This is a genomic window from Escherichia sp. E4385, from assembly GCF_963883145.1.
GTDB lineage: Bacteria > Pseudomonadota > Gammaproteobacteria > Enterobacterales > Enterobacteriaceae > Escherichia.
Window position 1 is genome coordinate 276,615 of record NZ_CAWOOJ010000013.1, and the last position, 13,106, is coordinate 289,720.

13 protein-coding genes are annotated in these 13,106 nt (G+C 50.1%); 10 read left to right on the forward strand and 3 right to left on the reverse strand.

The genetic code is table 11. The features are described 5' to 3' along the window. From AACS80_RS13330 to AACS80_RS13340, 3 genes are all read right to left on the reverse strand, one after another. Positions 1–291: a helix-turn-helix domain-containing protein gene (locus AACS80_RS13330; protein ID WP_044805342.1), complete on the reverse strand. Its 291-nt coding sequence runs from the start codon at positions 289–291 to the stop codon at positions 1–3. Next, positions 281–619 (reverse strand): type II toxin-antitoxin system RelE/ParE family toxin, encoded by a 339-nt coding sequence (locus AACS80_RS13335; protein ID WP_135410145.1) that lies wholly within the window; start codon positions 617–619, stop codon positions 281–283. The genes AACS80_RS13330 and AACS80_RS13335 overlap by 11 nt, the downstream gene beginning before the upstream one ends. Positions 620–693: 74 nt before the next feature. After that, positions 694–2,277, reverse strand: coding sequence for a TerC family protein (locus tag AACS80_RS13340; protein WP_130260014.1), 1,584 nt, complete (start codon positions 2,275–2,277; stop codon positions 694–696). Between the two features lie 658 nt (positions 2,278–2,935). Between AACS80_RS13340 and wza the strand changes: the two genes are divergently transcribed. The 10 genes from wza (at position 2,936) to gmd (ending at position 13,105) form a co-directional block, all read left to right on the forward strand. Then, positions 2,936–4,075 carry a polysaccharide export protein Wza gene (wza, locus tag AACS80_RS13345; protein ID WP_000978094.1) on the forward strand — a complete coding sequence of 380 codons (1,140 nt, stop codon included), beginning with the start codon at positions 2,936–2,938 and terminating at the stop codon, positions 4,073–4,075. A gap of 5 nt (positions 4,076–4,080) precedes the next feature. Further along, positions 4,081–4,524, forward strand: a complete 444-nt coding sequence (gene wzb / locus AACS80_RS13350; RefSeq protein WP_135410144.1) for a low molecular weight protein-tyrosine-phosphatase Wzb — start codon at positions 4,081–4,083, stop codon at positions 4,522–4,524. Positions 4,525–4,526: 2 nt separating this feature from the next. Then, positions 4,527–6,689: a tyrosine-protein kinase Wzc gene (gene wzc, locus AACS80_RS13355; RefSeq protein WP_135410143.1), complete on the forward strand. Its 2,163-nt coding sequence runs from the start codon at positions 4,527–4,529 to the stop codon at positions 6,687–6,689. Between the two features lie 92 nt (positions 6,690–6,781). Beyond that, positions 6,782–7,621 (forward strand): colanic acid biosynthesis glycosyltransferase WcaA, encoded by an 840-nt coding sequence (gene wcaA / locus AACS80_RS13360; protein ID WP_000654487.1) that lies wholly within the window; start codon positions 6,782–6,784, stop codon positions 7,619–7,621. 2 nt (positions 7,622–7,623) lie between these two features. Then, positions 7,624–8,112, forward strand: coding sequence for a colanic acid biosynthesis acetyltransferase WcaB (gene wcaB, locus AACS80_RS13365; protein ID WP_000888745.1), 489 nt, complete (start codon positions 7,624–7,626; stop codon positions 8,110–8,112). Continuing rightward, positions 8,109–9,326 carry a colanic acid biosynthesis glycosyltransferase WcaC gene (wcaC, locus tag AACS80_RS13370; RefSeq protein WP_135410142.1) on the forward strand — a complete coding sequence of 406 codons (1,218 nt, stop codon included), beginning with the start codon at positions 8,109–8,111 and terminating at the stop codon, positions 9,324–9,326. The genes wcaB and wcaC overlap by 4 nt, the downstream gene beginning before the upstream one ends. Further along, positions 9,301–10,521 carry a colanic acid polymerase WcaD gene (gene wcaD, locus AACS80_RS13375; RefSeq protein ID WP_000107815.1) on the forward strand — a complete coding sequence of 407 codons (1,221 nt, stop codon included), beginning with the start codon at positions 9,301–9,303 and terminating at the stop codon, positions 10,519–10,521. Before wcaC ends, wcaD begins: the two co-directional genes overlap by 26 nt. Positions 10,522–10,646: 125 nt before the next feature. Next, the gene (gene wcaE, locus AACS80_RS13380) at positions 10,647–11,393 is read left to right on the forward strand and encodes a colanic acid biosynthesis glycosyltransferase WcaE (RefSeq protein ID WP_135410141.1); all 747 of its coding nucleotides are present in this window, start codon (positions 10,647–10,649) and stop codon (positions 11,391–11,393) included. Positions 11,394–11,408: 15 nt separating this feature from the next. After that, positions 11,409–11,957, forward strand: coding sequence for a colanic acid biosynthesis acetyltransferase WcaF (gene wcaF / locus AACS80_RS13385; RefSeq protein WP_130206930.1), 549 nt, complete (start codon positions 11,409–11,411; stop codon positions 11,955–11,957). A 26-nt stretch (positions 11,958–11,983) separates the two neighbouring features. After that, entirely contained in the window at positions 11,984–13,105 is a 1,122-nt protein-coding gene (gene gmd / locus AACS80_RS13390) for a GDP-mannose 4,6-dehydratase (RefSeq protein ID WP_000048190.1), read from the forward strand. Position 13,106 lies beyond the last annotated feature (1 nt).

The window sequence follows — 13,106 nt, forward strand, 5'->3', positions numbered from 1 at the left end:
CTAAGCAGCATGTGGATATTGAACTTCAATACGTTGAATATGCAATCCTGCATGAGCCATCATGGTGATCAATTTATCGATACTAAAGATCTGGATTTTACCTCTGGCAAGTTCAGATATGCGAGGTTGAGTGACGCCTAAAGCAGAAGCTGCCTGAGCCTGGCTAAACCCTTGTTGTTCAATCCAGGTATTAATGATTGTTACAAGCTCGGCACGGATCCGCATATTTTCCGCTTGTTCAGGGGTGTCACTCACCGCATCCCACACACTATCAAAGGTTTCAATTTTCATTTTTGCGCTCCTGAACAAGTTCTTTATAGCGTCGTTTGGCTAAATCAATATCCGATTGACTGGTAGTCTGTGTTTTCTTTTGAAAACAATGTAATACGTAAACCGCTTCTTCAAATTTTGCGACATACATGACGCGATAGATCCCATTAACATCGCGAGTACGAATCTCTCGCACACCAGGGCCGATAGTTGAAAAAGGTTTCCAGTCGTATGGGGTTAATCCTTGTTGGATCCTGTCGAGTTGATAGCCAATTTCTTGTCGAGACGATTCTGGAAATGCGCGTAAATCGTCAAGACTGGAATCAATAAAAGCCAGCTTTTTTCTCATCGCTCCATCCTTAGATTATACTAAATTATGTATAAATCAAATGCGCATTTTGTACCTGCGCATTTGATGTTTTATCACACCTCATACTCCATCTCGCCATCCTTATGCAGCGGAATAATCTGCACCTTCTGCACGCGATGGCTTTCCACCTGCAACGTTTTAAGCAAATAATCCCCTACCTGAACTTCTTCACCTGGTTTTGGAATGCGCTGTAAATATTCCATCAGCAGCCCGGCGATAGTGTGATATTCACGTTTTTCATCCAGCGGCAGCGGCACATATTGCACCAGATCTTCCAGCGGCATATGACCATTCGCCGTCCAAGAACCGTCGGCGTTTTTCTGAATATCATGGCGGGCGTCAATCTCTTCCACTTCGTTCGGTAAGTTACCGGCAATGGTTTCAGTGACGTCACTTAATGTCACAATCCCTTCCACTGAACCAAACTCATCCACCACAAAAGCAAAGTGCGTGCGGGCATTACGGAACTGCTCCAGAGCCGGTAACAACGGTAAGGTTTCCGGGAACACCAGCGGCTGGCGAACCAGTACCCGCAGGTTGAGCGGTTCGCCGCGCAGTGACTGTTGTAGCAGGTCGATAACGTGAACGACACCGAGCAAATCTTCCGCGTCATCGCCGTCAGTAACCACCAGTCGCGTGTGCTGATTTCGCTCCAGCAACTGGCGGATTTCCTCCTCTGGTGCGTTGAGATCGATATGCTCAATGTCGTGGCGTGACGTCATAATACTGCTGACAGTACGCTGGTTAAGATTAAGTACCCGCTCAATCATCCGCCGTTCCTGCGGATTAAAGATTTGCTGGTCGCCATGATCCACCAGCATTGATGCAGTTTCGGCATCCAGTTCCGCATCTTCTTTTTGCCCGCTAAGCAGACGCATTACCGCTTCGGTAGTCCGCTGGCGCAGCGTCTGGTTAGCGGAGAGAAAACGTCGCCGGTTAAAGATAGCCAACTGATTGAGTGCCTCGATCATCACCGAGAAACCAATGGCAGCGTACAGATAGCCCTTCGGAATGGCGAATCCGAAACCTTCCGCCACCAGGCTAAAGCCAATCATCAACAGGAAACTTAAACAGAGTATGACGATGGTCGGATGGCTATTAACGAACTGGGTTAACGGTTTGCTGGCCATCAACATCAGGCTGATAGCGATAACGACGGCGGCCATCATGACCAGTAAATGATCAACCATCCCGACGGCGGTAATCACCGAGTCGAGTGAGAAGATAGCGTCCAGCACCACAATTTGCGTCACCACGCCCCAGAACTTCGCGCCTTTGCGTTGTGTGGGGTTATTGCTGTCTTTCCCTTCCAGCCGTTCGTTTAGCTCCATCGTGGCTTTGAACAACAGGAAGAAACCACCAAACAGCATGATTAAGTCGCGGGCGCTAAAGGTAAACGAGCGGAAGCTGAACAGTGGTTGGGTCAGGGTGACCAGCCAGGAGATTGACGCCAGCAGTAACAGGCGCATTAACATCGCCAGCAGCAGCCCGGTCACCCGTGCGCGGTCGCGCTGCTTCGGCGGTAGTTTTTCGGCGAGGATGGCAATAAAGACCAGGTTATCAATGCCGAGGACCAGTTCGATCACAATCAGCGTGATTAACCCGGCCCAGATAGACGGATCGGCAATCCATTCCATAGTAAGTACAAAACCTATTCGTTGTATGACAAATGTCACAATTCGATCATGGATAAATCAGGGCAAAAATGCAATGTCACAGCACTATTTATCTGACTTTATTTGAGGGCTATAACATCGCATTATCCCTGAATTAAAAGCGGGAATGATTAAATGTTATTTAAGAAATATCGCATATAGAGACGCTATATTAAATATTGTCAACCTAAAGAAACTCCTAAAAAATACCACGAATGACACTTAATATAATTCTTAAAAATAGCCAATTGCCGAATTGTTACCTTGCCTGCTATTCCGTTAGCTGTAACACTTCCTCCTGCATTATTGGAGCGCCAATATTCAAATATCATAATGCCACCTTATATCTGGAAAATTAATTCACGCAATAACGCTTTTTCATAAACGACTGCATGATGAAAGAGTTGAAAAATATAAACTAAATCAGTGTATTGGTAGCTAAAAAGCCAGGGGCGGTAGCGTGTCTGGATGCCTGAAAGACCAGTCTGAATTATTCTGTCAATAGCCAGCGGATGAAATCAATTTTTTTAGGACTGATGCCAGTTAAATTCTTATTCAATTAACTGCAAGGTAAATGTGCATGCGACATTGCTATTAATAGTGCACAGGATAATTACTCTGCCAAAGTGATAAATAAACAATGATGAAATCCAAAATGAAATTGATGCCATTATTGGTGTCAGTAACCTTGATAAGCGGTTGCACAGTACTTCCGGGCAGCAATATGTCGACGATGGGGAAAGACGTCATCAAACAGCAGGACGCTGATTTTGATCTCGACAAAATGGTGAATGTTTATCCGTTGACCCCGCGCCTGATTGATCAATTACGCCCACGCCCGAATGTAGCGCGCCCCAATATGACGCTGGAAAGTGAGATCGCGAATTACCAGTATCGCGTCGGGCCGGGCGATGTTCTTAATGTCACCGTCTGGGATCACCCGGAACTCACCACGCCAGCCGGTCAGTACCGCAGCTCCAGCGACACCGGCAACTGGGTACAGCCTGACGGAACCATGTTCTACCCGTATATCGGCAAGGTTCACGTAGTGGGGAAAACGCTCGCTGAAATCCGCAGTGATATTACCGGGCGCTTAGCGACGTACATCGCTGACCCGCAGGTGGACGTTAATATCGCCGCCTTCCGCTCGCAAAAAGCGTATATCTCCGGTCAGGTGAATAAGTCCGGTCAACAGGCGATCACCAACGTACCACTGACCATTCTCGATGCCATCAACGCCGCAGGTGGCCTGACCGACACCGCTGACTGGCGCAACGTGGTGCTAACACACAATGGTCGTGAAGAACGCATTTCTTTGCAGGCGCTGATGCAAAACGGCGACCTCAATCAGAACCGATTGCTTTACCCCGGCGATATTCTCTACGTGCCGCGTAATGATGATCTGAAAGTATTTGTGATGGGTGAAGTGAAGAAACAGAGCACCCTGAAAATGGACTTTAGCGGCATGACCCTGACTGAAGCCCTGGGCAATGCTGAAGGCATCGACATGACCACCTCCAACGCCAGCGGCATCTTTGTCATTCGTCCGCTGAAAGGCGAGGGGGGGCGTAACGGCAAGATTGCCAATATCTACCAGCTGGATATGTCCGATGCCACGTCGCTGGTGATGGCGACAGAATTCCGCCTGCAACCTTATGACGTGGTGTATGTCACCACTGCTCCGGTTTCCCGCTGGAACCGTCTGATCAATCAGTTGCTGCCAACTATTAGCGGTGTCCGTTACATGACGGATACAGCCAGCGACATTCATAACTGGTAATCGTCATGTTTAACAACATCTTAGTTGTCTGTGTCGGCAATATTTGCCGTTCCCCGACGGCGGAACGCTTACTGCAACGTTATCACCCGGAGCTGAAAGTGGAGTCCGCTGGACTCGGCGCGCTGGTCGGTAAGGGCGCTGATCCTACCGCTATCAGCGTCGCCGCAGAACATCAACTGTCTCTGGAAGGCCACTGTGCACGACAAATCAGCCGCCGCCTGTGTCGCAACTATGACCTGGTTTTGACCATGGAAAAGCGCCATATCGAACGCTTATGCGAGATGGCACCGGAGATGCGCGGCAAAGTGATGCTGTTTGGTCACTGGGATAACGAATGTGAAATCCCCGATCCGTATCGCAAAAGTCGGGAAACGTTTGCAGCGGTGTACACATTACTTGAACGGTCTGCCCGCCAGTGGGCGCAGGCATTGAACGCAGAGCAGGTATAAGAATGACAGAAAAAGTAAAACAACATGCCGCTCCGGTAACGGGCAGTGATGAAATCGATATCGGTCGCCTGGTCGGCACCGTCATTGAAGCGCGCTGGTGGGTGATTGGCATCACCGCCGTATTCGCCCTCTGTGCCGTGGTTTACACCTTCTTCGCTACGCCGATTTATAGTGCCGACGCACTGGTACAAATCGAGCAAAGCAGCGGCAATTCGCTGGTGCAGGATATCGGCTCGGCATTAGCTAACAAACCGCCAGCATCGGATGCCGAGATCCAGTTGATTCGTTCGCGTCTGGTGCTTGGTAAAACGGTGGACGATCTCGACCTCGATATTGCGGTGAGCAAAAACACGTTCCCGATTTTCGGTGCGGGCTGGGATCGCCTGATGGGTCGTCAGAACGAGACGGTGAAAGTCACCACCTTTAACCGCCCGAAAGAGATGGCGGATCAGGTGTTTTCGCTTAATGTGCAGGACAACAAAAACTACACCTTGAGCAGCGACGGCGGCTTTAGCGCCCGTGGGCAAGCGGGCCAGATGCTGAAAAAAGAAGGCGTCACGCTGATGGTTGAAGCTATTCACGCCAGCCCGGGCAGTGAGTTTACCGTCACCAAATACTCCACGCTGGGGATGATCAACCAACTGCAAAACAGCCTGACGGTAACGGAGAACGGCAAAGACGCAGGCGTTTTGAGCCTGACTTATACCGGTGAAGATCGCGAACAGATCCGCGACATTCTTAACAGCATCGCCCGTAACTATCAGGAACAAAATATTGAGCGCAAATCGGCGGAAGCGTCGAAAAGCCTCGCCTTCCTCGCGCAACAATTGCCGGAAGTACGTAGCCGTCTCGATGTTGCCGAAAACAAACTGAATGCCTTTCGTCAGGATAAAGACTCTGTTGATCTGCCGCTGGAAGCAAAAGCGGTGCTCGATTCGATGGTGAACATCGATGCGCAGCTGAACGAACTGACCTTTAAAGAGGCGGAAATCTCCAAGCTGTACACCAAAGTTCACCCGGCGTATCGCACGCTACTGGAGAAACGTCAGGCGCTGGAAGACGAAAAAGCCAAACTTAACGGTCGCGTAACGGCGATGCCGAAAACCCAGCAGGAAATTGTCCGTCTGACCCGCGATGTCGAGTCTGGTCAGCAGGTCTATATGCAACTGCTGAATAAAGAGCAGGAGCTGAAAATTACCGAAGCCAGCACCGTCGGCGATGTGCGCATTGTTGACCCGGCAATCACCCAGCCTGGCGTGCTAAAACCGAAGAAAGGGCTGATTATCCTCGGCGCGATTATCCTTGGCCTGATGCTCTCTATCGTGGGTGTGCTGCTGCGCTCGTTGTTTAATCGCGGCATCGAAAGCCCGCAGGTGCTGGAAGAACACGGTATCAGCGTCTATGCCAGCATCCCGTTGTCGGAATGGCAGAAAGCGCGCGATAGCGTCAAAACCATCAAAGGGATTAAACGCTATAAACAGAGCCAGCTACTGGCGGTGGGGAATCCAACCGATCTGGCGATTGAAGCCATCCGCAGTCTGCGTACCAGTCTGCACTTCGCGATGATGCAGGCGCAGAACAATGTGTTGATGATGACCGGGGTTAGCCCGTCAATCGGTAAAACCTTTGTCTGCGCCAACCTGGCGGCGGTGATCAGCCAGACCAATAAACGGGTGTTGTTGATCGACTGCGATATGCGCAAAGGCTACACCCACGAGCTGTTGGGCACCAATAACGTTAATGGCCTGTCGGAAATTCTGATTGGTCAGGGCGATATTACTACCACTGCAAAACCGACCTCTATTGCCAAATTTGACCTGATCCCGCGCGGTCAGGTGCCGCCAAATCCTTCTGAACTGTTGATGAGCGAACGCTTTGCCGAACTGGTGAACTGGGCGAGTAAAAACTACGACCTGGTGTTGATTGATACACCGCCGATTCTGGCAGTGACCGATGCGGCAATTGTCGGGCGTCATGTCGGAACCACGTTGATGGTGGCGCGTTATGCGGTCAACACCTTGAAAGAAGTGGAAACCAGTCTGAGCCGCTTTGAGCAAAACGGTATTCCGGTGAAAGGGGTGATTCTGAACTCCATCTTCCGCCGCGCCAGCGCGTATCAGGATTATGGCTATTACGAATACGAATATAAGTCGGACGCGAAATAACGACACCTGCATTCGCACCGCCCCGTAGGCCGGATAAGGCGTTCACGCCGCATCCGGCAAGCAAACCAGCTCATAAGCCGGGAGAACAAACTATGAAAGACAATCCGCTGATCTCAATCTATATGCCGACCTGGAACCGCCAACAACTGGCGATTCGGGCGATAAAATCGGTCCTGCGCCAGGACTACAACAACTGGGAGATGATCATCGTGGATGATTGCTCCACCTCCTGGGAACAGCTGCAACAGTACGTCACCGCCCTCAACGATCCGCGTATCACTTACATCCACAACGATATTAACAGCGGGGCGTGCGCGGTACGTAACCAGGCGATTATGCTGGCGCAAGGGGAATACATCACCGGGATCGATGATGATGATGAATGGACACCCAACCGTCTGAGCGTCTTCCTCGCCCATAAACAGCAACTGGTCACTCACGCCTTTTTGTACGCTAACGATTACGTTTGCCAGGGTGAAGTCTATTCCCAACCGGCAAGTTTGCCGCTGTATCCCAAATCGCCGTATTCACGCCGCCTGTTCTATAAACGCAATATCATTGGCAATCAGGTCTTTACCTGGGCGTGGCGTTTCAAAGAGTGTTTGTTCGATACCGAACTGAAAGCGGCACAGGATTACGACATCTTCCTGCGGATGGTGGTGGAGTATGGCGAACCGTGGAAAGTGGAAGAGGCGACGCAGATCCTGCATATCAATCACGGTGAAATGCAGATCACCTCGTCACCGAAAAAATTCTCCGGATACTTCCACTTTTACCGCAAGCACAAAGACAAATTCGACCGCGCCAGCAAAAAATATCAGCTGTTTACCCTCTACCAGATCCGCAATAAACGTATGACCTGGCGCACTTTGCTGACGCTGCTGTCGGTGCGTAACGGCAAACGTCTGGCTGATGGTATTCGGGGGCGCTAAAGATGCTGGAAGATCTGCGCGCCAACAGCTGGAGTTTACGCCCGTGCTGCATGGTTCTTGCCTATCGCGTCGCTCATTTTTGTTCGGTGTGGCGCAAAAAGAACGTCCTCAACAATCTGTGGGCGGCCCCGCTGCTGGTGCTGTATCGCATTATCACCGAATGCTTTTTCGGTTATGAAATCCAGGCCGCCGCGACCATTGGCCGCCGCTTTACTATCCATCACGGTTACGCCGTAGTGATCAATAAAAACGTGGTAGCGGGGGATGATTTTACCATTCGCCACGGTGTCACTATCGGCAATCGGGGTGCCAATAACATGGCATGTCCACACATTGGCAACGGCGTCGAGCTCGGTGCCAACGTCATTATTCTTGGTGATATCACGCTTGGTAACAACGTCACCGTGGGTGCGGGCAGCGTGGTGCTCGACTCTGTCCCGGACAACGCGCTGGTGGTGGGAGAAAAAGCGCGAGTGAAGGTAATTAAATGAATATTCTGCAATTTAATGTGCGACTGGCGGAAGGCGGGGCGGCAGGTGTGGCGTTAGATCTCCACCAGCGTGCGCTGCAACAGGGGCTGGCATCACATTTTGTCTACGGCTACGGCAAAGGCGGCAAAGAGAGCGTCAGTCATCAAAACTATCCGCAGGTCATCAAACATACGCCGCGGATGACCGCGATGGCGAACATTGCCCTGTTTCGTCTGTTTAATCGCGATCTGTTTGGCAATTTCAATGAGTTATATCGCACCATTACTCGCACCCCGGGACCGGTGGTCCTGCATTTCCATGTGCTGCATAGCTACTGGTTGAATCTTAACAGCGTGGTGCGCTTTTGCGAAAAGGTGAAAAACCACAAACCGGATGTCACTCTGGTCTGGACGCTGCACGATCACTGGAGCGTTACCGGACGCTGCGCCTTTACCGACGGTTGCGAAGGCTGGAAAACGGGCTGCCAGAAATGCCCGACCTTAAATAATTATCCGCCGGTGAAGATTGATCGTGCGCACCAGCTGGTGGCGGGCAAACGCCAGTTATTCCGTGAGATGCTGGCACTGGGCTGTCAGTTTATTTCCCCCAGCCAGCATGTGGCTGATGCTTTCAATAGCCTGTACGGTCCAGGGCGTTGCCGGATTATCAATAATGGCATTGATATGGCAACCGAGGCGATTCTGGCGGACTTGCCTCCGGTGCGCGAAACTCAGGGTAAGCCGAAAATCGCGGTGGTGGCGCATGACCTGCGTTACGACGGCAAAACTAACCAGCGACTGGTGCGCGAGATGATGGCGCTGGGCAACAAAATCGAACTGCATACCTTCGGTAAGTTCTCGCCGTTCACCGCTGGTAATGTGGTTAATCACGGCTTTGAAACTGACAAGCGCAAGTTAATGAGCGCGCTCAATCAGATGGATGCGCTGGTGTTCAGTTCTCGCGTCGATAACTACCCGCTGATTTTGTGTGAGGCGCTATCGATTGGTGTACCTGTAATCGCTACCCATAGCGACGCGGCGCGGGAAGTGCTGCAAAAATCCGGCGGTAAAACCGTCAGCGAAGAAGACGTGCTGCAACTGGTGCAGTTAAGCAAACCGGAAATCGCGCAGGCGATATTTGGTACCACGCTGGCTGAGTTCAGCCAACGCAGCCGCGCCGCCTACAGTGGACAACAGATGCTGGAGGAGTATGTCAACGTCTATCAGAATCTGTAGCTACCTGCTGCTGCCGCTGATTTACCTGCTGGTTAACGTCAAAATTGCCCAGCTTGGCGAAAGTTTCCCCATCACCATCGTCACTTTTTTACCTGTCTTATTACTGCTGTTTTTAGAGCGCATCAGCGTTAAAAAATTGATGATTGCCCTGGGGATTGGTGCGGGACTCACGGCGTTTAACTACCTGTTTGGTCAGTCGTTGGATGCCAGTAAATATGTCACTTCAACCATGCTGTTTGTCTATATTGTGATCATTATTGGCATGGTGTGGAGTATTCGTTTTAAAACAATTTCGCCACACAACCATCGCAAGATATTACGTTTCTTTTATCTGGTGGTCGGGCTGGTGGTGGCGCTGGCGGCGGTGGAGATGGCGCAAATTATCCTCACCGGCGGCAGCAGTATTATGGAGTCGATTTCGAAATATCTGATTTACAGCAACAGCTATGTACTGAATTTCATTAAATTCGGCGGCAAGCGCACGACAGCACTTTATTTCGAACCGGCATTTTTCGCTCTGGCATTAATCTCAATTTGGCTCAGTATCAAACAGTTTGGTATCAAAACGCCTAAAACAGATGCTATGATTCTCGCAGGAATAATATTATCTGGATCGTTTTCAGGGGTTATGACCTTTATCCTGTTTTATTTGCTGGAGTGGGCGTTCCAATATCTGAATAAAGAGGCGATTAAGAAAAAGTTACCGTTAGCATTGATTTCTCTGGCTGTATTCCTGGTTGGTGTGGTAATCGCGTTTCCTTATATTTCCACCCGTCTGGGAGATTTGGGCACAGAAGGATCGTCATCATATTATCGTATTGTCGGTCCGCTGGTGATGGTCGGTTATTCTTTGACCCATATTGACGGTGTAGTCAGATTTGGCTCACTTTATGAATATGTCGCATCATTCGGAATATTTAACGGTGCGGATGTTGGAAAAACCATAGACAATGGTTTGTATCTGCTGATTATTTATTTTTCCTGGTTCGCAGTGTTTTTATCGCTGTGGTACATGGGGAAAGTGATAAAAATGATGATCAACGCTTTTGGTGATAACCGCAATTTTCGCGTGCAATTATATCTTTTTACTCCGGTGTCGCTGTTTTTTACCGGTTCGATATTTAGCCCGGAATATGCATTTTTAATCGTCTGTCCGTTTATTTTGCGAAAAGCGTTAAATATACACCCTAAATAATTCGAGTTGCAGGAAGTTGGTGACGCAGCGAATCCCCAGGAGCGTACACGAGTACGTGACTGGGGTGAGCGAGGAAAACCAACGCACATGCAGCTTGAAGTATGACGGGGATAACGAGGTAAAACATGTTGCTTAGCATAATCACTGTCGCGTTTCGTAACCTCGAAGGGATAGTCAAAACACATGCCTCGCTGGCGCATCTGGCGCAGGCGGACGATATCAGCTTCGAATGGATTGTTGTCGATGGCGGTTCCAATGACGGCACCCGTGAGTATCTGCAAAATCTCAATGGTATCTATAACCTACGCTTTGTCAGCGAGCCAGATAACGGTATCTATGACGCCATGAACAAAGGCATAGAAATGGCGCAAGGCAAGTTCGCGTTGTTTCTCAACTCGGGCGATATTTTCCATCAGGATGCCGCACATTTTGTCCGTAAGTTAAAAATGCAAAAAGATAACGTGATGATCACCGGCGATGCGCTGCTGGATTTTGGCGACGGACATAAAATTAAACGTAGCGCCAAACCGGGTTGGTATATTTATCACAGCTTGCCCGCCAGTCATCAGGCGATATTTTTCCCGGTATCAGGCTTGAAAAAATGGCGTTATGACCTGGAATATAAAGTTTCTTCCGATTACGCGCTGGCGGCCAAAATGTATAAAGCTGGTTATGCATTTAAAAAACTCAATGGCCTGGTGTCTGAATTTTCCATGGGTGGGGTATCTACCACCAATAATATGGAATTGTGTGCCGATGCGAAAAAAGTCCAACGACAAATATTACATGTGCCTGGCTTCTGGGCAGAATTATCCTGGCATTTACGCCAACGTACTACCTCAAAGACGAAAGCCTTATATAACAAAAGCTGAATATAAGGGAAAACAATGCAAGATTTAAGCGGTTTCTCGGTGCCGAAAGGGTTCCGGGGCGGCAACGCTATTAAAGTGCAATTGTGGTGGGCAGTACAGGCAACAATATTTGCCTGGTCGCCACAAGTATTGTATCGCTGGCGGGCATTTTTATTACGTTTATTCGGCGCAAAAATAGGAAAAAACGTAGTTATTCGTCCGTCAGTAAAAATTACCTATCCGTGGAAATTAACCTTAGGTGATTACGCGTGGGTCGGCGATGACGTCAATTTATATACCCTCGGCGAAATAACCATTGGTGCACATTCAGTGATTTCACAAAAAAGTTATTTGTGCACCGGTAGCCATGACCACGCAAGTCGACATTTCACCATTAACGCCACGCCTATTGTGATTGGCGAGAAATGCTGGCTGGCGACAGATGTCTTTGTCGCGCCTGGCGTCACGATCGGCGACGGCACCGTCGTGGGTGCGCGAAGCAGTGTTTTTAAATCGCTTCCGGCAAATGTGGTTTGCCGGGGGAATCCCGCATTGGTGATACGCGAACGCGTTGAAACTGAATAAATTCAAAAAATACAGAGGAATAAGACATGTCAAAAGTCGCTCTCATCACCGGTGTAACCGGACAAGACGGTTCTTACCTGGCAGAGTTTCTGCTGGAAAAAGGTTACGAGGTGCATGGTATTAAGCGTCGTGCATCGTCATTCAACACCGAGCGCGTGGATCACATTTATCAGGATCCGCACACCTGCAACCCGAAATTCCATCTGCATTATGGCGACCTGAGTGATACCTCCAACCTGACGCGCATTTTGCGTGAAGTGCAGCCGGATGAAGTGTACAACCTGGGCGCAATGAGCCACGTTGCGGTCTCTTTTGAGTCACCAGAATATACCGCAGACGTTGATGCGATGGGTACGCTGCGCCTGCTGGAGGCGATCCGCTTCCTCGGTCTGGAAAAGAAAACCCGTTTCTATCAGGCTTCCACCTCTGAACTGTACGGTCTGGTGCAGGAAATTCCGCAGAAAGAAACCACGCCGTTCTACCCGCGATCTCCGTATGCGGTCGCCAAACTGTATGCCTACTGGATCACCGTTAACTACCGCGAATCCTACGGCATGTACGCCTGCAACGGTATTCTCTTCAACCATGAATCCCCGCGCCGCGGCGAAACCTTCGTTACCCGCAAAATCACCCGCGCAATCGCCAACATCGCCCAGGGGCTGGAGTCGTGCCTGTACCTCGGCAATATGGATTCCCTGCGTGACTGGGGCCATGCTAAAGACTACGTAAAAATGCAGTGGATGATGCTGCAACAGGAACAACCGGAAGATTTCGTTATTGCTACCGGCGTTCAGTACTCCGTGCGTCAGTTCGTGGAAATGGCGGCAGCACAGCTGGGCATCAAACTGCGCTTTGAAGGCACGGGCGTTGAAGAAAAGGGCATTGTGGTTTCCGTCACCGGGCATGACGCGCCGGGCGTTAAACCAGGTGATGTAATTATCGCCGTTGACCCGCGCTACTTCCGTCCGGCTGAAGTTGAAACGCTGCTCGGCGACCCGACCAAAGCGCACGAAAAACTGGGCTGGAAACCTGAAATCACCCTCAGAGAGATGGTGTCTGAAATGGTGGCTAATGACCTCGAAGCGGCGAAAAAACACTCTCTGCTGAAATCTCACGGCTACGACGTGGCGATCGCGCTGGAGTCATAAG

Excerpts from the sequence above, each read along its gene's own strand:
- gmd (WP_000048190.1), top strand. The coding sequence starts at position 11,984 with ATGTCAAAAGTCGCTCTCATCACCGGTGTAACCGGACAAGACGGTTCT.
- wzb (WP_135410144.1), top strand. The coding sequence starts at position 4,081 with ATGTTTAACAACATCTTAGTTGTCTGTGTCGGCAATATTTGCCGTTCC.
- wza (WP_000978094.1), top strand. The coding sequence starts at position 2,936 with ATGATGAAATCCAAAATGAAATTGATGCCATTATTGGTGTCAGTAACC.
- wcaE (WP_135410141.1), top strand. The coding sequence starts at position 10,647 with ATGTTGCTTAGCATAATCACTGTCGCGTTTCGTAACCTCGAAGGGATA.
- wcaD (WP_000107815.1), top strand. The coding sequence starts at position 9,301 with ATGTCAACGTCTATCAGAATCTGTAGCTACCTGCTGCTGCCGCTGATT.
- wcaF (WP_130206930.1), top strand. The coding sequence starts at position 11,409 with ATGCAAGATTTAAGCGGTTTCTCGGTGCCGAAAGGGTTCCGGGGCGGC.
- wcaC (WP_135410142.1), top strand. The coding sequence starts at position 8,109 with ATGAATATTCTGCAATTTAATGTGCGACTGGCGGAAGGCGGGGCGGCA.
- AACS80_RS13330 (WP_044805342.1), bottom strand. The coding sequence starts at position 291 with ATGAAAATTGAAACCTTTGATAGTGTGTGGGATGCGGTGAGTGACACC.
- wcaA (WP_000654487.1), top strand. The coding sequence starts at position 6,782 with ATGAAAGACAATCCGCTGATCTCAATCTATATGCCGACCTGGAACCGC.
- wcaB (WP_000888745.1), top strand. The coding sequence starts at position 7,624 with ATGCTGGAAGATCTGCGCGCCAACAGCTGGAGTTTACGCCCGTGCTGC.
- AACS80_RS13340 (WP_130260014.1), bottom strand. The coding sequence starts at position 2,277 with ATGGAATGGATTGCCGATCCGTCTATCTGGGCCGGGTTAATCACGCTG.
- AACS80_RS13335 (WP_135410145.1), bottom strand. The coding sequence starts at position 619 with ATGAGAAAAAAGCTGGCTTTTATTGATTCCAGTCTTGACGATTTACGC.
- wzc (WP_135410143.1), top strand. The coding sequence starts at position 4,527 with ATGACAGAAAAAGTAAAACAACATGCCGCTCCGGTAACGGGCAGTGAT.